Raw genomic sequence first — 24,876 nt, forward strand, 5'->3', positions numbered from 1 at the left:
ATTAAGATTAAGGGCGACTTCGGTCGCCCTTTTTTTGATCCGCACAGGAAGGAATCGAACATGCAAGATAAACTGTTTTCTCTGCCCGTAGTCACGCAGATCTCCCCTTACCTTTCCCAGCGTCAGGTTGGCGAACTGCCGACGATTGTCATCAGTCACCCTAAGGTACGCGCAGCGATTACGCTGCAGGGCGCGCACCTGATCGCCTGGCAGCCGAGTGGCGAAAAGCCGGTACTCTGGCTGAGCGGCAAAAGTCTGTTTTCACCAGGCAAAGCGATTCGTGGCGGTGTACCGATCTGCTGGCCCTGGTTTGGTCCGGCAGGCGAACCGGCTCACGGTTTCGCCCGGATTCAGACATGGAAACTGACGGCGCATGATGAGAATGAAGATGGCGTGATGCTGACGCTGGTGCTGGAGAGCAACGCTCAGACGCTGAAACTGTGGCCACACGAATTTACCCTTATCGCCCGCTTCCGCCTGGGTCAGCATTGTGAGATTGAGCTGGAAGCTCATGGTGACTTTGAAGCCACGGCAGCGCTGCATAGCTACTTTACCGTCAGTGACATCAACGGGGTTGAGGTCTCCGGTCTGGGCAACCGCTATATCGACAAAGTCAATAATGGCGAGGTTGCCAGCAGTGATGGCAGACAGCGTTATCCTGGGCGCATCGACCGTATTTTTACTGCAGCAGAAGATTGCTCGGTCATCAATGATACGGCGGGTGAACGGCAGATTGAGGTTTATCACCATCATCATAGTGACGTTGTCACGTGGAATCCGGGTGTTGAACTCTCCTGCAGTATGTCGGACATGGCAAATGAAGGTTACAAGACGATGGTCTGCGTAGAGACGGCACGTATCAGCAAACCATTACGCAGCGCAGGTGAAAAGCCAGCACGTCTGGCTACAACATTCCGCCTGAAGAAGAAAGCCGCAGCCAGCGACAGGGGCAACGGCTAAACGATATCCAGCGGTAATTTATGCTGTGGTGCTGGCCAGGCACGATCGATGAGCTGCAATTCTTCATCGGTCAGTTCCACCTCCAGTGCCGCAGCATTCTCATGAACATGAACCACAGAACTGGCTTTGGGAATGGCAATGACGCCAGACTGACGAATTACCCAGGCCAGCAGTAATTGCGCCACGCTGATGCCCTTCTGTTGTGCAATCTGATTCAGCACCACGTCGGTAAACAGCGCGTCCCGTAGCCGTCCAGCCTGTGCCAGCGGACAATAGGCCATCACCGGCACGCCACGCTGCTGACAGACGGGCAGCAGATCAAATTCAATACCGCGTGAAGCCAGATGGTAGAGTACCTGGTTGGTCGCACACTGTTCGCCTCCGGGTTCGTCCCACAGTTCGGCCATATCATCAGTATCAAAATTCGAGACGCCCCAGTGACGAATCTTGCCCTGCTGCTGCAGGCGCTCCATGGCGCGCAGAGTCTCTTCCAGCGGGATGTTACCGCGCCAGTGCAGCAGGTAGAGATCAAGGTAGTCGGTCTGCAGACGGCGCAGGCTGCGCTCACAGGCTTCAATGGCATCCACTTCGCCGGCATTCCACGGATAGACCTTCGACACCAGCAACGCTTTATCGCGACGCCCCTGCAGTGCCTGCCCGACCACCTCTTCAGCGCCGCCGTCTGCATACATTTCGGCGGTATCAATTAGCTGCAATCCACATTCAAGACCTGCCTGCAATGCCGCGACTTCACCGGCCCGCTGCGCCGGGTTTTCGCCCATATACCATGTGCCCTGCCCGATTAACGGCAGGTTATTGAAGCCAGCGAAGTTAATCGTGTTGTGCATTCTGCTCTCCCGCCTCATTCTGAGGCCCCATAAAAGAACAGAGGGCACTGGGTGCCCTCTTTCGGTGCGTTATCAGAAGGTGTAGCTGACACCTGTCCAGATCGTCGTCTGCCCGCTCTTATCAATCATTGGACTGTCTTTGATTTCGCTGTCAAAGCGGGTGTAACGTCCTACCACGCCAACATTCCACTGCGTTGCAATCTGATAGCTGGCACTCAGCTCAACATAAGGTGACCAGCTGTCGTCCGGATTGTAACGACTGATGCCGGTACGTGCGCTTTCATGCGCGGAAACACCGTAATAATAACGGTTTTGATTGGCGCTATTCCACATGGCACCGATGCCCGGCGTCAGGCTGAAGTCGCCCATCTGGATGGGGTAGAGGTAAGTCAGGTCCCAGATCATGCCGTTGCTGTTATTCAGCACGTCGCCCAGCAATGCCGTACGGACAACCCCCCAGTCGGCGGTGTGACGATAGGTTGCGCCACCCATTAGCGTCATGCGGCGCTTATCCAGCCCTTTCATATCGCCCAGATCGTTGTCGCTGGGTTTGTACTCCTGCGGTGAGCCCAGTAGCGTCAGAGAGAGCTGATTCTGAGGATCTTTCCACAGGTAGTAACCGCCCTGCAGGCTACGGAACCAGAAGTTTTCACCTTCATAATTGATAACCGGAACCGGAAGATAACGGTCCTGTCCGCCACGATAAGGTGAGTCGGCATAGATAACCGATGCCCCTACAGAAAGCGGAGCGGCACTGGCGTGCGCCGCCAGTAAACAACAGGGTAAAAGTGCAACAAGCGTCTTAAATTTGAATTGGTTCACAATTTATTCATTCCATAAATATAACAATCAAACAGGAAGTCTAACGTTTTTTTACGGCTGGATTAACTTATATCGAAATCCTTTAAGCAACCAACAGATGAATGTGGCACCAAAGGTTAAAAACACGTTAAGTTAAAGCATCACCCATACGAACTCATCTCTTAACTGATCCGGATTCGTCTTGATCTCCCCCTCATTCGCTCAAACCCGTGGAGGAAATTTCCTAGAAGCCATCTACAGTTAGAATTAACAGCAGAGATTTTGTACGAGCAGAGTAACCATAAAAGTTGTGTATCCCGATAAAAAAGATCAGGTTGGCATAAGGGTTGCTGTACTCAACAGAGAATATCTTCCGGGAGCTGCTACACGTCTTAAATTACGCTCCTTACCTGTGCTAAAAACGAAAGGACGGGCATCGCTATGAATATATTCGATCACTATCGTCAGCGTTATGAAGCTGCCAAGGACGAAGAGTTCACACTGCAGGAATTTCTTGCTATCTGTAAGCAGGATCGCAGTGCATACGCCAACGCTGCAGAGCGACTGTTAATGGCCATCGGAGAGCCAGTAATGGTCGACACTGCTCAGGAGCCACGCCTTTCCAGAATATTCTCCAACCGTGTGATGGGACGCTATCCGGCGTTCGAGGAATTTTATGGCATGGAGGAAGCGATTGAACAGATCGTCTCCTATCTGAAACATGCCGCTCAGGGACTTGAGGAGAAGAAACAGATCCTCTATTTACTGGGTCCGGTCGGTGGTGGTAAATCTTCCCTGGCGGAACGGCTTAAGTCGCTGATGCAGCGGGTGCCCATCTATGTGCTGAGCGCTGACGGTGAACGCAGTCCGGTCAATGATCATCCTCTCTGCCTGTTCAATCCGCAGGAAGACGCGCATATTCTCGAAAAAGAGTATGGCGTGCCGCGCCGTTACCTCGGCACCATCATGTCGCCGTGGGCCGCGAAACGCCTTCACGACTTTGGTGGCGATATTTCGCGGTTCAAAGTCGTAAAAGTCTGGCCGTCGATTCTGGAACAGCTGGCGATCGCCAAAACCGAGCCGGGTGATGAGAACAACCAGGATATCTCTGCTCTGGTGGGTAAAGTGGATATCCGTAAACTGGAAAACCACGCGCAAAACGATCCTGATGCCTACGGTTACTCTGGTGCACTCTGCCGCGCGAACCAGGGCATCATGGAGTTCGTGGAGATGTTTAAAGCGCCGATTAAGGTGCTGCACCCCCTCCTGACAGCAACGCAGGAAGGGAACTACAACGGCACCGAGGGGATTTCGGCGCTGCCGTTTAACGGCATTATTCTGGCGCACTCCAACGAATCAGAGTGGGTGACGTTCCGTAACAACAAGAATAATGAGGCGTTCCTTGACCGCGTTTATATCGTCAAGGTGCCCTACTGCCTGCGGGTTTCTGAAGAGATCAAAATTTACGACAAACTGCTTAATCATAGTGAGCTGGCAACCTCGCCCTGCGCACCGGGTACGCTGGAAACGCTGGCACGCTTCTCTATCCTGTCACGTCTCAAGGATCCGGAGAACTCCAGTATCTACTCTAAAATGCGGGTCTATGACGGCGAAAGCCTGAAAGATACCGACCCTAAAGCGAAGTCATGGCAGGAATATCACGACTACGCCGGTGTGGATGAAGGTATGAACGGTCTTTCAACCCGCTTTGCCTTTAAGATCCTGTCGCGGGTATTTAACTTCGATCACGCCGAAGTAGCGGCTAACCCGGTGCATCTGTTCTACGTGCTTGAGCAGCAAATCGAACGTGAGCAGTTCCCGCAGGATCAGGCTGAGAAATACCTTGAGCACCTCAAAGGTTATCTGATTCCCAAATATGCTGAGTTTATTGGCAAAGAGATTCAGACCGCCTATCTGGAATCCTACTCTGAATATGGTCAGAACATTTTTGATCGCTATGTGACCTATGCCGACTTCTGGATTCAGGATCAGGAGTATCGCGATCCCGATACCGGACAGTTGTTTGACCGTGAATCGCTCAACGCGGAGCTTGAGAAGATCGAGAAGCCTGCTGGTATCAGTAATCCGAAAGATTTTCGTAACGAGATCGTCAACTTCGTGCTGCGCGCCAGGGCACACAATAACGGTCGCAATCCAAACTGGACCAGTTACGAGAAATTGCGCACCGTGATTGAGAAAAAAATGTTCTCGAATACGGAAGAGTTGCTGCCGGTCATCTCGTTTAACACCAAGACCTCTACCGATGAGCAGAAAAAGCATGATGATTTTGTCGATCGCATGATGGAAAAAGGCTATACCCGCAAACAGGTTCGCCTGCTGTGCGAATGGTATCTGCGTGTGCGTAAATCGTCCTGATAAGAGTCTGTAAGCTTGCCGGTAAGTGATACCGGTCTGACAGGGTCGGGTTCGCCCGGCCTGCTTACAATGTAGTTTGGGGGAATACCATGGCCTATTTCATCGATCGCCGGCTTAACGGCAAAAACAAGAGCGCGGTTAACCGCCAGCGCTTCTTGCGCCGTTATAAGTCGCAAATTAAGCAGTCGATCTCCGAGGCCATCAATAAACGCTCGGTGACCGACGTAAGCAGCGGTGAGTCCGTCTCTATCCCGATTGACGATATTAATGAGCCCATTTTCCATCAGGGCCGCGGCGGTAACCGCCATCGGGTCCATCCGGGCAACGACCATTTTGTTCAGAATGACCGCGTTGAGCGTCCGCAGGGTGGCGGTGGTGGCGGCAGTGGTCAGGGCAATGCCAGTCAGGATGGTGAAGGTCAGGATGAGTTTGTCTTTCAGATATCGAAAGATGAGTATCTTGACCTGCTGTTTGAAGATCTCGCCCTGCCTAACCTGCGTCGCAACCAGCATCGTCAGCTTAATGAGTATAAGACCCACCGGGCCGGTTTCACCTCTAATGGCGTGCCAGCCAATATCAGCGTTGTGCGCTCACTGCAGAACTCACTGGCGCGTCGTACGGCGATGACGGCAGGTAAACGCCGCATGCTGCACGAACTGGAAGAGACGCTGCAGGAAGTTGAGAATGCTGAACCGGCACAACTGCTGGAGGAGGAACGGCTGCGTAGAGAGATTGCCGAGTTACGGGCGCGCATTGAACGGGTGCCCTTTATCGACACCTTCGATCTGCGCTACAAAAACTTTGAGAAGCGCCCGGAGCCCTCCAGCCAGGCGGTGATGTTCTGTCTGATGGATGTCTCCGGTTCGATGGACCAGGCGACTAAGGACATGGCAAAACGCTTCTATATCCTGCTCTACCTGTTCCTGAGCCGCACCTACAAGAATGTCGATGTGGTTTATATCCGCCATCATACGCAGGCTAAAGAAGTGGATGAACAGGAGTTCTTCTACTCTCAGGAGACCGGCGGCACCATCGTTTCCAGTGCGCTGAAACTGATGGATGAGGTAGTAAAAGAGCGTTATGACCCGGCGCAATGGAATATCTATGCAGCTCAGGCCTCCGATGGTGATAACTGGGCCGACGATTCGCCGCTCTGTCATGAGATTCTGGCGAAGCACATTCTGCCGGTCGTGCGTTACTACAGTTATATCGAGATCACCCGCCGGGCGCATCAGACCCTATGGCGCGAGTATGAGCATCTGCAGGCGACGTTTGATAACTTTGCCATTGAACATATTCGTGAGCCGGAAGATATCTATCCGGTATTCCGATCGCTGTTCCATAAACAGGCAACGGAAGCCTGATGCACTAAGCCGGTTAATCACCGGCTTTTTTTATCTGCCGAATAACATGCTAAAACAGTCTGTTTTCTCCCGCTTGCCTGCCAACCCCCTCATTCTTCACATTAATCTGATTCCATATGCTGTTAAGCAATTCGTATAATACGCATTTTCACAATGACAACTCCTTGATAAAACATTATCTTTCAGAGATAGCATGGATATTTGTCACCCCTTGCTGCATCGCACTGTCATATCTCAGGAGACCGGGTTTGAACCACACTATTGTCTACAGTCTGTTTATCATTGGTTCCGTGCTGGTCGCATCGAGTATTCTGCTCAGCTCTTTCTCGTCCCGGCTGGGCATTCCTATTCTGGTTATCTTCCTTGCACTGGGTATGCTGACCGGTATTGATGGTATCGGCGGCATCGCCTTTGATAACTATCCCGCGGCGTATCTGATTTCAAACCTGGCACTGGCGATCATCCTGCTGGATGGTGGCATGCGAACCAAAGCCAGCTCGTTTAAAGTCGCGCTGGGGCCTGCGCTGTCGCTGGCTACCGTCGGGGTAATGATCACCGCAGGTCTGACCGGCGTGGTGGCCGCCTGGCTATTTAACCTGGACATGATGCAGGGCTTCCTGATTGGCGCCATTATCGGATCCACAGATGCCGCCGCCGTCTTCTCCCTGCTGGGTGACAAAGGCCTGAATGAGCGCGTCAGCTCTACGCTGGAGATTGAGTCGGGCAGTAACGACCCAATGGCGGTGTTTCTGACCATCACCCTGATAGAGATGATTGAACAGGGCCGCAGCGGCCTTGACTGGATGTTCCTGGTGCATCTGGTGCAGCAGTTCGGTCTGGGTATCGTGTTGGGCCTGGGTGGTGGCTGGGCGCTGCAGCAGTTGATTAACCGGATCAGTCTGGCCCCAGGGCTTTATCCGCTACTGGCGTTGAGTGGCGGCATTCTGGTGTTTGCCCTCACCACCGTGTTAGAGGGCAGCGGCATCCTGGCGGTCTATCTGTGCGGCTTCTTACTGGGCAACCGCCCGATTCGTAACCGTCACGGCATTCTGCAGACCTTTGATGGGATGGCCTGGCTGAGCCAGATTGGCATGTTTATTGTGCTGGGTCTGCTGGTGACGCCGTCTGATTTATGGCATATCGCGGTACCCGCGATGATCCTCTCCCTGTGGCTGATTCTGGTGGCGCGTCCGCTGTCGGTGTTTATTGGCCTGTTGCCATTCCGCAACTTCACCACCCGCGAGCGGGTCTTTATCAGCTGGGTCGGCTTACGCGGTGCGGTGCCGATTATCCTCGCAGTCTTCCCGATGATGGCCGGCTTAGAGAACGCCTCGCTCTATTTCAATATCGCCTTCTTTGTGGTGCTGGTCTCCCTGATGTTGCAGGGTACCTCGCTGGGCTTTGCGGCGAAAAAAGCCAAAGTAGTGGTGCCGCCGACCGCCTCGCCGATCAGCCGTATCGGTCTGGACATTCACCCGGAAAACCCGTGGGAGCAGTTTGTCTATCAGCTCAGCGCCGACAAGTGGTGCGTCGGTGCCGCGCTGCGTGACCTAAAGATGCCGCGCGAGACCCGCATCGCTGCCCTGTTCCGTGACAATGTACTGATGCACCCCAACGGCGGCACACGGCTGAAAGAGAACGACGTCATCTGCGTGATTGGCCGTGAGCGCGATCTTCCGGCGCTGGGCAAAATGTTTAGCCAGTCGCCGCCGGTTTCGCTCGACCAGCGCTTCTTTGGTGACTTTATTCTGGATGCAGAGGCCCGCCTGCGCGACGTTGCGCAGATTTACGGACTCGAGCTGGATGAGCGCACCAACGATCAGCAGTCGCTGGGGCAACTGGTGCTGGCGATGCTGGGTGGCTCGCCAGTCGTCGGCGATCAGGTGGAGTGGAATCAGCTGACCTGGACCGTCGCGGAGAAAGAGGATAACCGCATCGTAAAGATTGGTGTCCGTCCGGCTGAAGAGAAGGAATAATCCTAATCATTCAGCCACGTTATTTTCTCTCAGTGCGCTAAGCTTAACAGTCAATGCCAGTTAAAACGGGAGAAATGAATGGGACACGTGGTTAAAATTGGTCGTTATGAGATTGTAGATGCCGATCTTGACAGTGAGAACGCCGACACCGTCAGTATCCCCTGTCACACCAATCCCGGCTTAATTACCCAACTCGATGGCTGGGATCGTGATACCAGCGTACCGGCCTGGATTGACGGGGAGCCAGTGAATCTGCAGATTGGCCACTACGATAAACAGCAGGACCGCTGGATTTTAAAGAAACCTGCCTGAGTCACTATCACTACCGCCAGTCATATGATTTGGCGGTAATTCCTAAAAAGTGTCTTAAACAGTTTGGTTATAACTGACCTCTTCCTTATTTTATTAAACAAAAACATGTAGTTATAGATTTAAAACTTTAATCACTTTTGATGTTTTCAGATTTTTTCCGTATTAACTCTGTCAAATAACTCCTGCATACTCATTCTCAATGCTGCAACATTTCGTGATTACCATCACGCTTTAATCGTTACCTTTTTTGCAGCTGCACTGGCTGTACTGACTGCAACAGACTGAAAATTATTTTTTAATTTTTCAGAGGCCCACTCCTGAGCGCGTATTTGATTCTGATCAGGCCATCTTTTACTTGAGAAAGAGAGCAGGTTTTATGGCAAGTACATTGATAATGAATAGCCCGAGCCGCTCGTGGAGCGGAACGCGTAAAAATATCATCGTGAAATTCGCCCTGAGTTTTTCCGATCTGATTGCACTCAACCTGGCGCTGTTTTTATCTGCCGCGACGATACAGGGTATTTGGGGCGAGCTGGATACTTTTATTCCACCGCATCAGATTGAATATCGTTTTGTGGCTCAGTTTATTATGTCAGTCATGTGTACCGGCTGGTTTTGGGTACGTCTGCGCCATTACACCTATCGCAAACCCTTCTGGTTTGAACTGAAAGAGATCGTTAAAACATTATTTGTTTTCTCGCTGCTTGACCTGGCGCTTATCGCCTTCTCTAAATGGGACTTCTCCCGCATGGTGTGGGTCTTCAGCTGGACATATGCCCTGCTGCTGCTGCCGCTGATGCGTGCTCTGGTTAAACGTGCCATTAACAAGGCGGGCCAGTGGCAGAAAGAGACCATCATTATCGGTTCCGGCCGCAATGCCACTGAAGCGTATGCGGCGCTGCAGAGTGAAGAGATCCTGGGCTACAACGTGCAGGCCTTTATCTCGGTGGATGAGGTTCCTGCTCAGCAGAGCGTGAATGGTGTGCCAGTGATCACCTGGAAAGACATTAACTGGCAGACCATTGACCGTGACAATGTGCAGTTTATTGTTGCCATGGAGTATGAGCAGCAGCCGATGCGCGATCGCTGGCTGAAATTCCTGTCGAAGATGAACTGCCGGTCCGTCTCGGTGATCCCGACGCTGCGCGGCGTGCCGCTTTACGGCACCGACATGTCCTTTATCTTCAGTCATGAAGTGATGATCCTGCGAGTCAGCAATAACCTGGCGAAGCACTCCTCACGTTTCATGAAGCGTGCCTTTGATATCGTCGTAGCGTCGATGCTGCTGCTGTTCCTTGGCCCAATCTTCGCCCTGCTCTGCTATATGGTGAAACGTGACGGCGGCAATGCAATTTATGGTCACGAACGTGTGGGCCAGAATGGCAAAAAATTCAAATGTCTGAAATTCCGTTCCATGGTGACCAATTCCAAAGAGGTGCTGGAGAAATTGCTGGCGACCAGTGAAGAGGCACGGATGGAGTGGGACAAAGATTTCAAACTGAAGAATGACCCGCGCGTAACCCGGATTGGCAGCTTCCTGCGTAAAACCAGCCTCGACGAATTGCCGCAGCTCTGGAACGTGATTCGCGGTGAGATGAGTCTGGTCGGCCCGCGTCCGGTCATCGAAGCTGAACTGGAGCGTTATGCCGGTGACGTCGACTACTACCTGATGGCCAAGCCAGGCATGACCGGCCTCTGGCAGGTCAGCGGACGTAACGATATCGACTATGATACCCGCGTCTATTTTGACTCCTGGTATGTCAAAAACTGGGCGCTCTGGACCGATATCGCGATCCTGTTCAAAACCGCAGGCGTGGTGCTACGCCGCGACGGTGCTTACTAAGCAAGACCCTGCGATGCCTGTTTACAGCAGGCATCGCACTTTCCGCACGACTTCCTCTATCTTTTTTGCCTCTGAATCATTACCCTCTGCGCTCGTTTTTTAACAGAACGTTTACCCTCTGGTTGTTATGCAAAAATTTACTCTGCTGTTATTAAGCCTGGTGCTGCTGGCACCTTTAGGCATCGATCTCTATTTGCCCACGCTGCCGCAAATCGCTGAAGGGCTGGATACGCCGGTCTCACTGGTACAGACCACCATTCCTCTGTTTCTGCTGGTGATGGGACTGGGCCAGCTGGTGACCGGTCCGCTGGTGGACAACTATGGCCGTAAGCCGATTGCCCTGCTGGGGCTGGGCCTTTACATCACCGGCAGCGCCATCGCCGCTACCGCCACCTCATTTCCGCTATTCGTCCTTGCCCGTCTGGTGCAGGGCTGTGGCGTCTGCTGCAGCGCGGTAGTCGCCTTTAGCGGCGTCCGCGACCGCCTCAGCGGTGATGATGCCGCCCGCGCCTATGGTTTTCTGAACGGTGCACTGAACATCGTTCCAGCCCTGGCACCGCTGCTGGGCGGACTCCTGGCCAGCGCCTTCGACTGGCGCGCACCCTTCTGGTTCCTCTGCGCCTACGGCGTGCTGATTACGCTGCTGGTGATTATATGGCTGCCAGAAACACGTCCGGCTGATACGCTGCGGGTAAAAGGATTACCGGTTAAACAGTACGCTGAAATTCTGCGTCAGCCGCGCTTCCTGGCCTTCGCCTTTGCCAATGCCGGTGCGCTGGGTATGGTGCTGACCTATGTGTCGCTGGCACCGCAGGTACTAATGACCGAAGGCGGGCTGACGCCGATCCAGTTCTCGTTTGCGTTCGGCGCTAACGGTTTCTGGATCATGTTTGTCAGTATGTTCGTGAATAAAGCGATTCGTAAAGCAGGTCGGCCGTTCTGCCTGGCAATGGGATTCTTCACCATGCTGCTGGGCGCGGTGCTGCTGGTGGCAGGGATGCAGATTTTCCCGGCGGAGATGCAGACGCACTGGGCGCTCTACATGTTCCCGGTCGCCGTGTCGGTGGCCGGACTGGCCTTTACTGTGGGACCGGCCACCAGCTATGCGCTGGAGCCCTATCAGCAACAGGCGGGCGTGGCGTCCGCCCTGCAGGGCTTTATTCAGATGGCCGGTGGTGCGGCAGGCAGCCTGGTGATCGTCGCGCTGCCGGTGGCGGAGAAGCTGTCGCTGAGTCTGATGATGCTGCTGGGTGCAGCGCTGGCCTTTATCGCCTGGCGCTGCAGCAGAAAGATGCGCGGCAGCCTGACCGCGCTTAAATAACCGTGACCGGGACGCGGGGTGCCAGCGCGCACATCAGTTCGTACCCTACCGTTCCGGCCGCTTTTGCCACCTGATCGATTTTCACCTGCTCACCCCACAGCTCAACAGAAGAACCGATGCCCGCCTGCGGACAGGGGGTTAAATCCACCGTGATCATATCCATGGAAACGGCACCAACCACCTGCGTCATCACGCCATCGACGCAGACCGGCGTGCCCGTAGGGGCATGGCGCGGATAGCCATCGGCGTAACCACAGGCTACGACGCCAATCCGCTGCGACGTGCTGGCGTGATAACGGTAGCCGTAACCGACGCCATCGCCCGCCTGTAACTGCTGAACCGCAATAATCTCACTGCTCAGGGTCATCACTGGCTTCAGGCCACTGCCGGCAATGTCCTGCCAGTCACCGCTGGGCGACGCACCGTACAGAATAATACCGGGCCGGACCCAGTCAAAATGCGCTTCAGGATGCCATAAGGTGCAGGCGGAATTCGAGAGCGACCGCGGGCAGTTCAGCCCCTCCGCCGCCTGATCAACACGCTGCAGCGGTGCAATCAGGCCCTGCGGATTTTCGGCATCGGCAAAATGGGCCATCAGCGTCATCTCACCAACATTGCTCAGCGCCCGCAGCTTCTGCCAGGCGCCAGAAACCTGCTCCGGGCGAAAGCCCAGACGGTTCATGCCGCTGTTCATTTTGAGATAGATATCAATCGGCGCAGAAAGGCTCGCACTGGCTAGCGCCTTGATTTGCCAGTTACTGTGTATGCTGGTGGTCAGGCGATAGCGGTCAATCAGCTGCAGATCCTCTGGCTGGAAAAATCCCTCCAGCAGCAGAATCGGTTTTTTCCAGCCCTGCTCGCGCAGCAGAATGGCTTCTTCCATATTAAGCAGCGCAAAGCCGTCGGTGGCAGATAACGCTTCGCGTACACGATCAATGCCATGGCCATAAGCATTGGCTTTCACCACTGACCAGACGCGGGATACGGGCGCCGCCTGGCGAACAACCGTCAGGTTATGACGAAGCGCCTGTTGGTTAATGGTAGCGACAATCGGACGTGACATCCTCTCTCTCCCTGAATACTTAACGAGTTGCGTTGGCGTTACGCAGCGGCGATGAGGTCGCCGCGAAACCGGGTAAGTAGCGGAACACCGCTAAGTCATCCGCCGCAATGGCTGGCTTTTTACCGGAGATGAGATCGGCCAGCAACTGACCAGAACCACACGCCATCGTCCAGCCCAGCGTACCGTGACCGGTATTGAGATAAAGATTGGAGAGTGGCGTGGCACCGACAATCGGCGTACCGTCTGGCGTCATCGGACGCAGACCGGTCCAGAAACTCGCCTGCGCGAGATGACCGCCTTCAGGATAGAGATCACTGACCACCATCTCCAGCGTTTCCCGCCGCGCTTCGGTGAGTCTGGTGTTAAAACCAACAATTTCCGCCATCCCGCCGACGCGGATACGATCGTCAAACCGGGTCACCGCCACTTTGTAGGTTTCATCCAGAATCGTCGAAACCGGTGCAGCCTCAGGATTTTTAATCGGAATAGTGAGTGAGTAGCCTTTCAGCGGATAGACCGGAATATCAATGACGTTTTTCAGCAGTGCGGTCGAGTAGGAACCAAAGGCCACTACATAGCTGTCCGCCTTGATGATCTCCTCGCCGCACTTCACACCATAAATGCGATTGCCATCGCGCAGCAGGTGATCGACCGGGGTGTTAAAGCGGAAAACCACGCCCGCCTCTTCGGCCATTTTTGCCAGTCGCTGCGTAAAGAGCTGGCAGTCACCGGTTTCATCGTTAGGCAGGCGCAGTCCACCAGTGAGTTTATGCTGGGTTGCCGCCAGCGCCGGTTCCACGCGAGACAGCTCATGCGCCTCCAGCAGCTCATAGGGCACGCCCGCGTCGCGGAGCACCGCAATATCTTTACTGGCGCTGTCGAACTGCTGCTGCGTGCGGAAAAGCTGCAATGTTCCGCCCTGACGACCCTCATAGGCGATGCCGGTCTCAGCGCGCAACGCTTTCAGACAGTCACGACTGTATTCGGCAATCCGCACCATGCGGCTTTTGTTCTGTTGATAGTGGTTGATGTCGCAATTACGCAGCATGTGCCACATCCACTCCAGCTGAAAACTACTGCCATCCAGCCGGATAGCCAGCGGCGCATGACGCTGGAACATCCACTTCACTGCTTTCAGCGGCACGCCTGGTGCCGCCCAGGGCGCGGCATAACCCGGTGAGATCTGACCAGCATTTCCTGCGCTGGTCTCCATCGCCGCAGCAGGCTGACGATCAATGACCGTAACCTGATGTCCGGCACGCGCCAGATACCAGGCACTTGCCACGCCAACCACACCACTTCCAAGAATGACTACGTGCATAGCTCCCCCACCCGGCATGTAAAAGCATAATTCACTGTTCAGGAGATGATAGTCAGCGGATTTACACAGCGGACACCACCCCATAAATTCAGCATCTATTTCACATCTTTTTCACTTTTCAGGTAACTAAAATCTTGTCGCACAGCCAATTTCAGCGCTTTATGCGTCTTATTCCATAAACACAGAAATAAATGACAACGGAGGCAGTTAAATCTGCGCATGGCAGGAGAATGCTTCAACCCCATACATTCTGCTTATAAACAGGATGATATTCCGCGTTTTAAAATAACGTTCGAATTAAAAGCTATTAATTTCTCTGCCGCATCTGTCTGAATGATTTTGTGCCAAAGAATTCGTTTGAGTTCGCATTTCGGATAAGCGACAGTGGGCTATCATTGTTGTGTTCGCTCAGTTTTTTTCGGGTTCCCTTTTTCAGGATGAAGCCTTAAATAACCAGAACGGGTTGTCTTTCGGGTCAGCCGGTTTGCAAAAAAGAGGTGCGCTATGACGACGATCTTTGACGAAGCCATCAGAGACAGCAAACGACTCAATGACGGACCAGACTGGACATTTGAACTGCTTGATGTCTATTTAGCAGAGATAGACCGGGTTGCTAAACTGTACCGGCTTGATACCTACCCGCACCAGATTGAAGTGATTACCTCAGAACAGATGATGGATGCCTATTCCAGCGTTGGCATGCCCATCAACTATTCACACTGGTCATTCGGTAAAAAGTTTATTGAGACCGAGCAGCGCTATAAGCATGGTCAGCAGGGTCTGGCCTATGAAATCGTTATCAACTCCAACCCCTGCATCGCCTACCTGATGGAAGAGAACACCATGACCATGCAGGCGCTGGTGATGGCGCATGCCTGTTATGGCCATAACTCCTTCTTCAAGAATAACTATCTGTTCCGCAGCTGGACGGATGCCGGATCGATTGTCGATTACCTGCTGTTCGCCAAAAACTACATCAGTGACTGCGAAGAGCGCTATGGCGTCGAAGAAGTCGAGCGGCTGCTCGACTCCTGCCATGCCCTGATGAATTATGGCGTTGATCGCTATAAACGCCCGCAAAAAATCTCCCTTCAGGAGGAGAAGGCGCGACAGAAAAGCCGCGAAGAGTATCTGCAGAGCCAGGTGAACACCCTGTGGCGTACGCTGCCACGGCGTGAAACAGAAGCCGTGGCCTTTGAAGCCGCGCGCTACCCTTCTGAGCCGCAGGAAAACCTGCTCTACTTTATGGAGAAGAACGCTCCGCTACTGGAGCCCTGGCAGCGTGAGATTCTGCGCATCGTGCGCAAGGTAAGCCAGTATTTCTATCCGCAAAAACAGACCCAGGTGATGAATGAAGGCTGGGCGACCTTCTGGCACTACACCATCCTGAATCACCTCTATGACGAAGGCAAAGTGTCTGAACGCTTTATGATGGAGTTCCTGCACAGCCATACTAACGTCGTGTTTCAGCCACCCTATAACAGTCAGTGGTATAACGGCATCAACCCTTACGCCTTAGGCTTTGCGATGATGCAGGATATTAAGCGCATCTGTCAGTCACCGACCGAAGAGGATCGCTACTGGTTCCCGGATATCGCCGGTTCAGACTGGCTGGAAACGCTGCATTTTGCGATGCGTGAGTTCAAGGATGAGAGTTTTATCAGCCAGTTCCTGTCGCCGAAAGTGATGCGTGACTTCCGGTTGTTTACCGTGCTGGATGATGACCGCAATAACTATCTCGAAATCGCCGCTATTCATGATGAAGCAGGCTATCGGGCAATTCGCCAGCAGCTCTCTGCGCAGTACAACCTGAGTAATCTCGAACCCAACATTCAGGTCTATAACGTGGATGTGCGCGGTGACCGTTCACTGACTCTGCGCTATGTGCCGCAGAGCCGGACGCCGCTCGATAAGAGTCGTCGCGAGGTGCTGAAGCATGTGCATCGTCTGTGGGGATTTGATGTGATTCTGGAACAGCAGAACGAAGATGGCAGCGTTGAGTTACTGGATCGTAATCCGCCGCGCGGTTCATCGCTCTGACAGGCTAAACATAAAAAAACCGGACGCGATGTCCGGTTTTTTTATCGCTTATTGCCGAGGTCGTCTGGCAGGTTCTTCTGCATACTGTGCCAGATTTCGCCGCTGCGGCGGCCATAGTTGCGCACCACCTCTACAATCTCATCCTGTCCTGGCTCTTTGTCGCACAGCGCCAGAAGTGTCAGATAGAAATCACGCGCAACCTGACGCGCTTCCGCACTGGAAAAGTAGTGACGACCTACACGGGTATAGAGGCCTTTCAGGCCATTGAGGATCAGACCGTAAATCGGATTACCTGATGCAAATGCCAGACCGCGGAACACCCGATAGTCGAGTTCGGTATAGGCATCCGCCTGATCGGCCGCGGCACTTACCGTCTCCAGCACTTCACGCGCCTTGTCCGGATGATGGCGCAGCGCACGGCTGATAAAAATTGATGAAATATTGCTGCGGACTGACAGCAGGTTGTCAATCAGCACCGGCACACTGTCGTGATCAAGGCGGGCAAGCGTCTCCAGAATATTCAGGCCAGATGTCTCCCAGAAATCGTTCACGCGCGTCGGTTTGCCGTGCTGAATCGTCAGCCAGCCGTCACGTGCCAGACGCTGCAGCACTTCACGCAATGTAGTGCGTGTCACCCCAATCAATTCAGAAAGCTCACGCTCAGCAGGAAGAATCGATCCGGGCGGAAAGCGACTGTTCCAGATGCTTTCAATAATATACTCTTCAGCAAATCCCGCTGGACTCTGAGCCTTTATAACCATAGCAATGTGTTCTCGTTGCTTTTCTAATCATGATGGGGACTCATCATACCAGACGCCCTATAGCGGATATAGCCTGCGTAACCATTAAAACCGGGCGCGGGCGCATATTTCAGACTGGCTGGCGACGAGTGCAACTGTTATAAGGCAACGGCCGGGTGCACGTTTTTCTGCGCGGGAACATTCAGTCTCAAAAACCAGCAGAAAAACATCCTGAAAGTACAGCATGCTGGTACCGGATGGCCTGCGCTTGCCGTTTCGCTTCCTGTCGATCGCAGCCGGGTTTTCTTAACGTCCCCACCTTCAAGCTGTTTACTGAGCAGGCAAAACCCTGAGGACCTCCGCTTATCCTCATGTAACCTGCTCTGGATCAGAATCAGGTCATGTTTGCACACGATTTTTCCCTGTCCCTAGCTGGTTTGCCCGCGCTTTTGGTTTACACTGCGTGGCATTAACGTTTACAGGGAATGCAATATGTTGCGATATCTGAATCAATGTTCTCGTGGTCGGGGAGCCTGGTTATTACTGGCACTGACAGCGCTTACACTGGAATTAACGGCACTCTTCTTTCAGCACGTGATGGGACTAAAGCCCTGCGTGATGTGTATTTATGAACGTAATGCGCTGTTTGGTGTACTGGGCGCGGGTCTGGTGGGTGCGATTGCACCGAAATCACCGCTGCGTCTGGGCGCTCTGGCGTTATGGATCTACAGTGCCTGGGAGGGTCTGCGTCTCTCTTATGAACACACGATGATTCAGCTGCATCCAAACCCGTTTACTACCTGTGATTTTGCCGCCCGTTTCCCCAGCGGATTACCGCTGGATAAGTGGCTGCCGTCGGTGTTTCTGGCCAGCGGTGACTGCGCAGAACGTAGCTGGACTTTCCTGACGCTCAGCATGCCGCAGTGGATGATAGGGGTATTTGCCGGTTATCTGCTGGTCGCAGTGCTGGTACTGATTGCCCAGCCTTTCAAACCTAAGCGTCGCGATCTCTTTAGTCGCTGACACGAAACGTTGCTGAGATCAAAAAAGGCTGCCAGTGGCAGCCTTTTTACGTTTCAGATGAGGCAGTGGCGCTTAGCCGTTGCGATCGGGACGATCAATAATGTGATCTTCCCAGTCCCGCACTTCACTCTCCCGCACTGCAATATAACGCACCGAAATTCGCTGCGCATGCATCGCGGTTTTCGAACCAGCCCGCAGCGGATGCCAGACCGGCAATCCTTTGCCCTCGCCCAGCAACCGGTAGGCGCAGGTGCGCGGCAGCCAGTTGAAGGTAGTCAGATTTTCGCGCGTAAGCTTGATGCAATCCTCTTCTAATTCGAAGCGGCGTTCATAGTTACGGCACTGGCAGGTTTTAATATTGAGCTGATTGCAGGCGACGTTGGTGAAGTAAATCTCATCCGTGTCAGCGTCCTGCAACTTGTTAAGGCAACACTGGCCACAACCATCACACAAGGATTCCCATTCCTCATTGCTCATTTGTGCCAGGCGTTTTTGTTGCCAGAAAGGGGTGTCAGTCATGATGATTTGTCCGGGTTGTGCCTGAAACGCACCTTATAAAGCCTATGCTGCGGTGATGCAAGTTTTTAGAGTACGCGCGTGCTGATGCCGTGACCCGCCAGCGACACGTCCAGCTTGTCACCCGAGCGCATCGGACCCACACCCTCAGGTGTCCCGGTCAGAATGACATCGCCTGCACGCAACGTAAAATAGTGGCTCATATGTGCAATCAGCGGCAGAATTTTGTGAATCATATCGGCTGTGTTGCCGTGCTGACGCACTTCTCCGTTTACCACCAGCTTAAGCTCGACATTCTGTGGATCATCACTGAATTCGGCTACCGGGATGAAACCGGAGATGGGACAGGCGTTATCAAAGCCTTTGGATTTTTCCCATGGCTGGCCCGCTTTTTTCAACCCGGACTGCAGGTCACGCAGCGTCAGATCCAGCGCCACGCCATAGCCTGCAATCGCCTTAGCCACGTGTTCTTCACTCGCCTGCTTCAGCGTCGCACCTATCAGCACCGCCAGTTCTACTTCGTGATGAACTTCGCCAAAGGCGTCGGGAATAGAGAGCGGCTGGCGCAAATCACATAGCGCTGTTTCCGGTTTGATAAAGATTACCGGCTCGGTTGGGGTCGCACTGCCCATCTCTTTAATGTGTTTTGCATAATTACTGCCGACGCAAACCACTTTGCTGACCGGAAAATCTAACAGAGCGCCTTGCCAGTTATGATGCTGATACATGCTCATCCCCTGTTCAGGTTAGGTGTTGTGCCAGCGCGGCTGGCGGGTTGATGTTTGCTGATGCGTTGATCGAAATGCCAGCAACAGAGCGTGATAATAAGATCCTTTTAACCATCCGGGGTGCGGAATTTGTCAAAAAGCGTAAACGATGCCCCTGGCGTGCTGAATAATCGTACAAATAAGGTGTGAAAATGTGGACTGGGTATTTAAACAGGGGTAAACAGATAAGCTGCGCCGTTAATTTTGCGCAGCTTCAGAGCAATATTAACCCTGCAGTGTCGCACCGACAGGATTTATATTTACAGAAGAATCCGAGTTAAACTTTTTTATCGGCCTCTAAATGAATTTTTAGCAGACTTTCAATCGGCGGTGGAAGCTGTAAATAATAACCCTGCTCGCTCAATCCCTGCTTAACTTTATTGATATCTGCGTTAGCCAGCCTGTCGCGGTCCGCCAGCTTCAGCACCATCGCCAGTTGCGGCTTGCCAAATCCTTTCAGCAATTCTTCCGGAACGCGCGAAAAATCGTCCTTTTTTTCAACATAGAGATAAGTCTGGTCACGTAACGGGCTTCTGTAGATCACACAAAACATATTTTTTACTCGAATTAACCGGCGTTGAGGCTTGTCTGAATATAGCTGTAACTATAACATGCTTGCAGAACTTCGAATATTCACCGTTAGCGCTTCAGCGATGATTTTATCATCGCCGGGTTAACGGTAGTGAAAACAGGACTGAGTCGGGACAGATGTCGCAAACGCCAATCGAATTCAAAGGTAGCAGTTTCACCCTGTCTGTCGTCCATTTGCATCACCATGACCCTGTGGTGATTCGCAAGGCACTCCAGGACAAGATTGACCAGGCTCCCGATTTCCTGAAAAACGCCCCGGTGGTGCTAAACGTCGCCACATTGAGTGCCGATGTTAACTGGAAACAGCTACAGCAAGCCATTCTTGCTACCGGTTTACGCATTGTCGGCGTAAGCGGCTGCAAAGATGATGCTTTGAAACGCATGATCGCCCGTGCAGGGCTGCCGGTACTGGCAGAAGGCAAAGAGTCCAGACCGCGCGCCGAGACACAGCAGCCGGCCCCCATTCCTGAACCACAGCCGGTTGTAACCGAGACGGCAGCAGCGAAAACCCGCATCGTGAACACGCCGGTGCGCTCAGGCCAGCAGATTTATGCGCGTGACGCCGACTTAATCATCACAAGCAGCGTCAGTGCCGGTGCCGAACTGGTCGCCGATGGCAACATTCATATTTACGGCATGATGCGCGGTCGCGCTCTGGCAGGTGCCAGCGGCGATCGCAACTGCCAGATTTTCTGTACTAACCTGGCTGCCGAGCTGGTCTCGATTGCCGGAGAGTACTGGATCATGGATCAGATCCCGCAAGAATTTTTTGGTAAAGCCGCGCGCCTGTGCCTGCAGGATGGCGCGCTGACTATCCAGACACTTAATTAGGCCCCTTTTCTTTTGTTAAGGAAATCAACATTTATGGCACGCATTATTGTAGTTACATCCGGTAAAGGGGGCGTTGGTAAGACCACGTCAAGCGCGGCCATCGCCACCGGTTTAGCGCAGAAAGGCAAAAAGACGGTCGTTATCGACTTTGATATCGGTCTGCGTAACCTGGATTTGATCATGGGCTGTGAACGCCGTGTGGTCTACGACTTCGTTAACGTTATCCAGGGCGATGCCACGCTGAACCAGGCGCTGATTCGCGACAAACGCACTGAGCAGCTCTACATTCTGCCTGCATCGCAGACCCGCGATAAAGATGCGCTGACCCGTGAAGGTGTTGAGAAAGTCCTGAACGATCTGGCCGCAATGGAGTTTGACTTCATCGTCTGTGACTCACCGGCAGGGATTGAAACGGGCGCACTGATGGCACTTTACTTTGCGGACGAAGCAATCATCACCACTAACCCGGAAGTCTCTTCTGTCCGCGACTCCGACCGTATCCTCGGCATCATCTCATCGAAATCCCGCCGCGCTGAAAACAGTCAGGACCCGGTGAAGGAGCATCTGCTGCTGACCCGCTACAACCCTGGCCGGGTAAACCGTGGCGATATGCTGAGCATGGAAGATGTGCTGGAAATTCTGCGCATTCCTCTGGTCGGTGTGATCCCTGAAGATCAATCGGTGTTACGTGCCTCTAACCAGGGTGAGCCGGTGATTCTTGACGGCGAATCTGATGCTGGCAAAGCCTATGCCGATACCGTTGAACGGTTACTCGGCGAAGTACGCCCCTTCCGCTTTATCGAAGAAGAGAAGAAGGGTTTCCTGAAACGCCTGTTCGGGGGATAAACCATGGCATTACTTGATTTCTTTTTATCCCGGAAGAAGAACACTGCCAACATAGCCAAGGAACGGCTGCAGATTATCGTGGCAGAACGGAGAAGGGGCGACAGTGAGCCCCACTATCTTCCGCAACTTAAGCGCGACATTCTGGAAGTGATTTGCAGATATGTGAAGATCGATCCGGAAATGGTCACGGTACAGCTCGATCAGAAAGGTGATGACATCTCGATTCTGGAGCTGAACGTCACGCTGCCAGAAACGGATGAAGTGACTAAATGACGCTGACCGTTTCCTGAATTTCCCCTGCGCAGTGGCAGGGGAAGTTTAACCGGTTAACAACCCGCAAGAATCTCCTCAATGCCGGGTTTCAGCAGTTCGCCCCGCCATCCGGTGAGTAATTCCGGCTGACGTCCCTGTGGCTTCAGGCCCCAGTGCTGGCTTAATACCTGATTAATCTGACGTCGTGACGCCAGTAACTCCTGACTGAATCCGCTCTGCTCACTGACCTGCTGCACCAGCGCCTTCATCGCCTTAAACACCTGCTTATAGTGCGGATGGTCGATCAGATTGCCCAGCGGTGCCGGCAGTTCATTCTCGTCAAGCGCCTCCGCTTCGGCCACCAGCGCCACCAGCGTTTTGCCGTGGAAACGGATTTCGTGGCCTGACAGCCCCAGATGATCCAGCTCCCCCAGAGAGCCAGGCATAAAGCGCGCCACTTTCCACAGATGCTCTTCGCGCACCACAAAATTCACCGCCATATCTTTTTCACGCGCCAGTTTCAGACGCCAGGCCGCCAGCCGCTGCAGTGCCGCCAGCTGACGCGGACGCAGTTGCCAGGCATTGGTGATATCCCGCCAGGCTTCATCCGGTGCCACGCTGTCGAGACGGCGCTGACAGAGGTTATCGCACTCACTGAGTGCCGCCGCCATGTTGCCAGCCTCTTCCGTGTTGATCATCAACTGACGGGCAATCGGCAGCAGATAGTGAACGTCCGCCGCCGCATACTCGCACTGACGCTGGGTCAGAGGGCGCGCCAGCCAGTCGGTACGGGATTCACTTTTATCCAGCTCGACCTGGGTAAAATGCGCCACCATGGAAGCAAAGCCCCAGGAAAGTGGCTGGCCGGAGAAGGCTGCCAGAATCTGAGTGTCAATCATAGGCGTCGGCAGCACGCCGAAACGGTGCAGGAAGACTTCCAGATCTTCCCCTCCGGCATGCAGAAATTTAGTCACGCGGGTGTCGGTCAGCAGCGCAATAAAGGGTGACCAGTCACGGATATTCAGCGGGTCAATCAGCACCAGCTGGTGATCGTCGAACAGCTGGATCAGGCCAAGCTGAGGGTAGTAGGTGCGGGTGCGGACAAATTCGGTGTCCAGTGCCACCGCTGTATGCTGGCGGGCTTTCTGACACACGTCAGCCAGTTGTTCATCCTGGTCGATAAGGGAATAATTCACGTCTGATTTCCACCGCAGCCAACAACGCGCGGCGCTCCATGTTAAAAACAATAAAAACGCCGGACATGCCGGCGTTCAACCTCAATTCTTATACAGATTCAGTTCGCGCCGGGCTTCGCCTCGTCGCGCAGCTCACGTCGCAGGATCTTTCCGACGTTGGTTTTCGGTAACTCATCACGAAACTCAATGATTTTTGGCACCTTGTAACCGGTCAGCTGGCGGCGACAGTGATCGAGCACCTCTTCTTTGGTCAGCGACGCCTCTTTTTTCACGATGCAGACTTTTACTGCTTCGCCTGACAGGTCGCTGGGCACGCCAATTGCCGCGGCTTCACGCACTTTCGGGTGCTGCATCAGTACATCTTCGATCTCATTCGGATAGACATTAAAACCGGAGACCAGAATCATATCTTTTTTGCGGTCAACGATGCGAATGAACCCTTCCTGGTCAACGGTAACAATATCACCGCTGTGGAGCCAGCCATTTTTCAGCACTTCCGCTGTTGCTTCCGGATGCTGCCAATAGCCCAGCATCACCTGCGGACCGCTGATACAGAGTTCGCCCGGCTCCCCCGGCACTACTTCGTTTCCGGCATCATCGAGAATGCGTACGTCGGTCGAAGGAACCGGCAGGCCGATACTGCCCGTATGGCAACTGATGTCATACGGATTGACGGATACCAGCGGCGAACATTCGGTCAGGCCGTAGCCTTCCAGCAGATAGTGTCCGGTGAGCTTTTCCCAGCGCTCAGCCACCACTTTCTGCACTGCCATTCCGCCACCCGCAGAGAGGCGCAGCGTTGAAAAATCGAGTTTATTGAACTGCTCATCGTTGAGCAGCGCATTAAACAGCGTGTTCACGCCGGTAATCGCGGTAAACGGAACTTTACCCAGCTCTTTAACGAAGCCGGGAATATCGCGGGGATTAGTGATTAACAGATTCTGACCGCCCAGCTCCAGGAACAGCAGGCCATTCACGGTTAAAGCGAAGATGTGGTAAAGCGGCAGCGCGGTGACAACAAATTCTTTTCCGTCACGCAGTACCTTACCGTATGTCGCACGGGTCTGCTCCAGATTCGCCTGCATGTTGCGATGGGTCAGCATTGCCCCTTTCGCCACGCCGGTGGTGCCGCCGGTGTATTGCAGGAAGGCAAGATCGTCATTCGAGACAGTCGGTCGCTGATAATTGAGCGTGGCACCCACTTCCAGCACCTGACGAAACGAAATGGCGCCGGGTAAATGGTATTTGGGCACCAGCTTCTTCACATACTTGACAACAAAATTAACCAGTGTGGCTTTTATCGGTGCCAGCTGATCGCCCATCCGGGTCAGGATGACATGCCGCACAGCGGTTTCAGCCACCACTTTTTCCAGGGTATGCGCAAAATTTGAGACAATAACGATGGCGCTGGCACCACTGTCATTGAGCTGATGCTTCAGCTCACGCGGCGTGTAGAGCGGATTCACATTGACCACGACCATACCGGCACGCAGTACACCAAACAGGGCCACCGGATACTGCAGTAAGTTAGGCATCATCAGCGCCACCCGATCACCTGCTTTCAGGCCCAGCTGATGCTGGAGATAAGCAGCAAAGGCACGGCTCTTCTCTTCCAGCTGACGATAACTCATCTTCTGACCCATGTTCAGAAATGCGGGTTGATCGGCGTAGCGTTTTACTGCCTGCTCAAAAAGATCCACCAGCGAGGTGTAACGATCTGCACTTATTTCGGCAGGTACATCTGCCGGGTAGCGTTTCAGCCAAACCTTATTCAAGGATCCACCCCGATAATTATGTTGTATTTCCATCGCCGCCTCAGCCAATCTGGTTTGTTAACAATATTTTAACTGATTGTACCAGTTTGCCTGTTTCGGCATGTTGAGGTTGCG

At 53.4% G+C, this 24,876-nt stretch carries 22 protein-coding genes; 12 read left to right on the forward strand and 10 right to left on the reverse strand.

What is annotated here, in order from left to right:
• The first annotated feature begins 60 nt into the window (after positions 1-60).
• On the forward strand, positions 61-960 hold the full coding sequence (locus AC6I8J_RS10355; RefSeq protein WP_161734020.1) for a D-hexose-6-phosphate mutarotase: 900 nt from the start codon (positions 61-63) through the stop codon (positions 958-960).
• Here AC6I8J_RS10355 and AC6I8J_RS10360 read toward each other — a convergent pair.
• A complete protein-coding gene (locus tag AC6I8J_RS10360; protein ID WP_161734022.1) occupies positions 957-1,808 on the reverse strand; it encodes an aldo/keto reductase in 852 nt (283 codons plus the stop codon). The genes AC6I8J_RS10355 and AC6I8J_RS10360 overlap by 4 nt on opposite strands.
• Positions 1,809-1,880: 72 nt before the next feature.
• Positions 1,881-2,630, reverse strand: coding sequence for a MipA/OmpV family protein (locus tag AC6I8J_RS10365; protein ID WP_222925399.1), 750 nt, complete (start codon positions 2,628-2,630; stop codon positions 1,881-1,883).
• A 420-nt stretch (positions 2,631-3,050) separates the two neighbouring features.
• On the opposite strand from AC6I8J_RS10365, the gene yeaG reads away from it, so the two are divergent.
• From yeaG to AC6I8J_RS10395, 6 genes are all read left to right on the forward strand, one after another.
• Positions 3,051-4,985, forward strand: coding sequence for a protein kinase YeaG (yeaG, locus tag AC6I8J_RS10370; protein ID WP_003852739.1), 1,935 nt, complete (start codon positions 3,051-3,053; stop codon positions 4,983-4,985).
• A gap of 89 nt (positions 4,986-5,074) precedes the next feature.
• Entirely contained in the window at positions 5,075-6,349 is a 1,275-nt protein-coding gene (locus tag AC6I8J_RS10375; protein WP_110330377.1) for a YeaH/YhbH family protein, read from the forward strand.
• 248 nt (positions 6,350-6,597) lie between these two features.
• Entirely contained in the window at positions 6,598-8,325 is a 1,728-nt protein-coding gene (locus tag AC6I8J_RS10380) for a potassium/proton antiporter (protein ID WP_161734026.1), read from the forward strand.
• A 78-nt stretch (positions 8,326-8,403) separates the two neighbouring features.
• Positions 8,404-8,637, forward strand: coding sequence for a DUF1480 family protein (locus AC6I8J_RS10385; protein ID WP_013358069.1), 234 nt, complete (start codon positions 8,404-8,406; stop codon positions 8,635-8,637).
• 376 nt (positions 8,638-9,013) lie between these two features.
• Positions 9,014-10,480, forward strand: a complete 1,467-nt coding sequence (gene wbaP, locus AC6I8J_RS10390; RefSeq protein WP_161734028.1) for an undecaprenyl-phosphate galactose phosphotransferase WbaP — start codon at positions 9,014-9,016, stop codon at positions 10,478-10,480.
• A 127-nt stretch (positions 10,481-10,607) separates the two neighbouring features.
• Entirely contained in the window at positions 10,608-11,801 is a 1,194-nt protein-coding gene (locus AC6I8J_RS10395) for a multidrug effflux MFS transporter (protein ID WP_161734030.1), read from the forward strand.
• On the opposite strand, the gene dadX is transcribed toward AC6I8J_RS10395, so the two are convergent.
• Together dadX and AC6I8J_RS10405 are read right to left on the reverse strand one after the other, a co-directional pair.
• On the reverse strand, positions 11,794-12,864 hold the full coding sequence (dadX, locus tag AC6I8J_RS10400; RefSeq protein ID WP_161734032.1) for a catabolic alanine racemase DadX: 1,071 nt from the start codon (positions 12,862-12,864) through the stop codon (positions 11,794-11,796). The two genes, AC6I8J_RS10395 and dadX, sit on opposite strands and share 8 nt — an antisense overlap.
• Positions 12,865-12,883: 19 nt before the next feature.
• Entirely contained in the window at positions 12,884-14,185 is a 1,302-nt protein-coding gene (locus tag AC6I8J_RS10405; protein WP_013358073.1) for a D-amino acid dehydrogenase, read from the reverse strand.
• 504 nt (positions 14,186-14,689) lie between these two features.
• On the opposite strand from AC6I8J_RS10405, the gene AC6I8J_RS10410 reads away from it, so the two are divergent.
• A complete protein-coding gene (locus tag AC6I8J_RS10410) occupies positions 14,690-16,225 on the forward strand; it encodes a SpoVR family protein (RefSeq protein ID WP_033732860.1) in 1,536 nt (511 codons plus the stop codon).
• Positions 16,226-16,266: 41 nt separating this feature from the next.
• Here the strand turns inward: AC6I8J_RS10410 and fadR are convergent, their stop codons facing one another.
• Positions 16,267-16,986 carry a fatty acid metabolism transcriptional regulator FadR gene (fadR, locus tag AC6I8J_RS10415; protein WP_013358075.1) on the reverse strand — a complete coding sequence of 240 codons (720 nt, stop codon included), beginning with the start codon at positions 16,984-16,986 and terminating at the stop codon, positions 16,267-16,269.
• A 471-nt stretch (positions 16,987-17,457) separates the two neighbouring features.
• Between fadR and dsbB the strand changes: the two genes are divergently transcribed.
• Entirely contained in the window at positions 17,458-17,988 is a 531-nt protein-coding gene (gene dsbB, locus AC6I8J_RS10420; protein WP_222925395.1) for a disulfide bond formation protein DsbB, read from the forward strand.
• 72 nt (positions 17,989-18,060) lie between these two features.
• On the opposite strand, the gene ycgN is transcribed toward dsbB, so the two are convergent.
• The 3 genes from ycgN to AC6I8J_RS10435 all read right to left on the reverse strand — a co-directional run bounded on the left by ycgN (position 18,061) and on the right by AC6I8J_RS10435 (position 19,824).
• Entirely contained in the window at positions 18,061-18,507 is a 447-nt protein-coding gene (gene ycgN / locus AC6I8J_RS10425) for a cysteine cluster protein YcgN (protein WP_285088390.1), read from the reverse strand.
• 65 nt (positions 18,508-18,572) lie between these two features.
• Positions 18,573-19,232, reverse strand: coding sequence for a fumarylacetoacetate hydrolase family protein (locus AC6I8J_RS10430; protein ID WP_222925393.1), 660 nt, complete (start codon positions 19,230-19,232; stop codon positions 18,573-18,575).
• A gap of 316 nt (positions 19,233-19,548) precedes the next feature.
• Entirely contained in the window at positions 19,549-19,824 is a 276-nt protein-coding gene (locus AC6I8J_RS10435) for a YcgL domain-containing protein (protein WP_161734038.1), read from the reverse strand.
• 155 nt (positions 19,825-19,979) lie between these two features.
• Here AC6I8J_RS10435 and minC point away from each other — a divergent pair, with 155 nt between their 5' ends.
• The 3 genes from minC to minE are packed head-to-tail and all read left to right on the forward strand — an operon-like array spanning position 19,980 to position 21,812.
• Positions 19,980-20,693 (forward strand): septum site-determining protein MinC, encoded by a 714-nt coding sequence (gene minC / locus AC6I8J_RS10440; RefSeq protein WP_161734040.1) that lies wholly within the window; start codon positions 19,980-19,982, stop codon positions 20,691-20,693.
• 33 nt (positions 20,694-20,726) lie between these two features.
• Positions 20,727-21,539: a septum site-determining protein MinD gene (gene minD / locus AC6I8J_RS10445; RefSeq protein WP_003852716.1), complete on the forward strand. Its 813-nt coding sequence runs from the start codon at positions 20,727-20,729 to the stop codon at positions 21,537-21,539.
• A 3-nt stretch (positions 21,540-21,542) separates the two neighbouring features.
• A complete protein-coding gene (gene minE / locus AC6I8J_RS10450; RefSeq protein WP_008925314.1) occupies positions 21,543-21,812 on the forward strand; it encodes a cell division topological specificity factor MinE in 270 nt (89 codons plus the stop codon).
• A gap of 53 nt (positions 21,813-21,865) precedes the next feature.
• Here minE and rnd read toward each other — a convergent pair whose 3' ends face one another.
• Both rnd and fadD read right to left on the reverse strand, forming a co-directional pair.
• The gene (rnd, locus tag AC6I8J_RS10455; protein WP_161734042.1) at positions 21,866-22,987 is read right to left on the reverse strand and encodes a ribonuclease D; all 1,122 of its coding nucleotides are present in this window, start codon (positions 22,985-22,987) and stop codon (positions 21,866-21,868) included.
• Positions 22,988-23,085: 98 nt separating this feature from the next.
• Positions 23,086-24,762 (reverse strand): long-chain-fatty-acid--CoA ligase FadD, encoded by a 1,677-nt coding sequence (fadD, locus tag AC6I8J_RS10460; RefSeq protein WP_161734044.1) that lies wholly within the window; start codon positions 24,760-24,762, stop codon positions 23,086-23,088.
• Between the last annotated feature and the right edge of the window lie 114 nt (positions 24,763-24,876).

The organism is Pantoea sp. X-Soil-ISGK-355 (genome assembly GCF_059730805.1).

Excerpts from the sequence above, each read along its gene's own strand:
- AC6I8J_RS10355 (WP_161734020.1), top strand. The coding sequence starts at position 61 with ATGCAAGATAAACTGTTTTCTCTGCCCGTAGTCACGCAGATCTCCCCT.
- AC6I8J_RS10360 (WP_161734022.1), bottom strand. The coding sequence starts at position 1,808 with ATGCACAACACGATTAACTTCGCTGGCTTCAATAACCTGCCGTTAATC.
- yeaG (WP_003852739.1), top strand. The coding sequence starts at position 3,051 with ATGAATATATTCGATCACTATCGTCAGCGTTATGAAGCTGCCAAGGAC.
- AC6I8J_RS10375 (WP_110330377.1), top strand. The coding sequence starts at position 5,075 with ATGGCCTATTTCATCGATCGCCGGCTTAACGGCAAAAACAAGAGCGCG.
- AC6I8J_RS10385 (WP_013358069.1), top strand. The coding sequence starts at position 8,404 with ATGGGACACGTGGTTAAAATTGGTCGTTATGAGATTGTAGATGCCGAT.
- wbaP (WP_161734028.1), top strand. The coding sequence starts at position 9,014 with ATGGCAAGTACATTGATAATGAATAGCCCGAGCCGCTCGTGGAGCGGA.
- AC6I8J_RS10395 (WP_161734030.1), top strand. The coding sequence starts at position 10,608 with ATGCAAAAATTTACTCTGCTGTTATTAAGCCTGGTGCTGCTGGCACCT.
- dadX (WP_161734032.1), bottom strand. The coding sequence starts at position 12,864 with ATGTCACGTCCGATTGTCGCTACCATTAACCAACAGGCGCTTCGTCAT.
- AC6I8J_RS10405 (WP_013358073.1), bottom strand. The coding sequence starts at position 14,185 with ATGCACGTAGTCATTCTTGGAAGTGGTGTGGTTGGCGTGGCAAGTGCC.
- AC6I8J_RS10410 (WP_033732860.1), top strand. The coding sequence starts at position 14,690 with ATGACGACGATCTTTGACGAAGCCATCAGAGACAGCAAACGACTCAAT.
- fadR (WP_013358075.1), bottom strand. The coding sequence starts at position 16,986 with ATGGTTATAAAGGCTCAGAGTCCAGCGGGATTTGCTGAAGAGTATATT.
- dsbB (WP_222925395.1), top strand. The coding sequence starts at position 17,458 with ATGTTGCGATATCTGAATCAATGTTCTCGTGGTCGGGGAGCCTGGTTA.
- ycgN (WP_285088390.1), bottom strand. The coding sequence starts at position 18,507 with ATGACTGACACCCCTTTCTGGCAACAAAAACGCCTGGCACAAATGAGC.
- AC6I8J_RS10430 (WP_222925393.1), bottom strand. The coding sequence starts at position 19,232 with ATGTATCAGCATCATAACTGGCAAGGCGCTCTGTTAGATTTTCCGGTC.
- AC6I8J_RS10435 (WP_161734038.1), bottom strand. The coding sequence starts at position 19,824 with ATGTTTTGTGTGATCTACAGAAGCCCGTTACGTGACCAGACTTATCTC.
- minC (WP_161734040.1), top strand. The coding sequence starts at position 19,980 with ATGTCGCAAACGCCAATCGAATTCAAAGGTAGCAGTTTCACCCTGTCT.
- minD (WP_003852716.1), top strand. The coding sequence starts at position 20,727 with ATGGCACGCATTATTGTAGTTACATCCGGTAAAGGGGGCGTTGGTAAG.
- minE (WP_008925314.1), top strand. The coding sequence starts at position 21,543 with ATGGCATTACTTGATTTCTTTTTATCCCGGAAGAAGAACACTGCCAAC.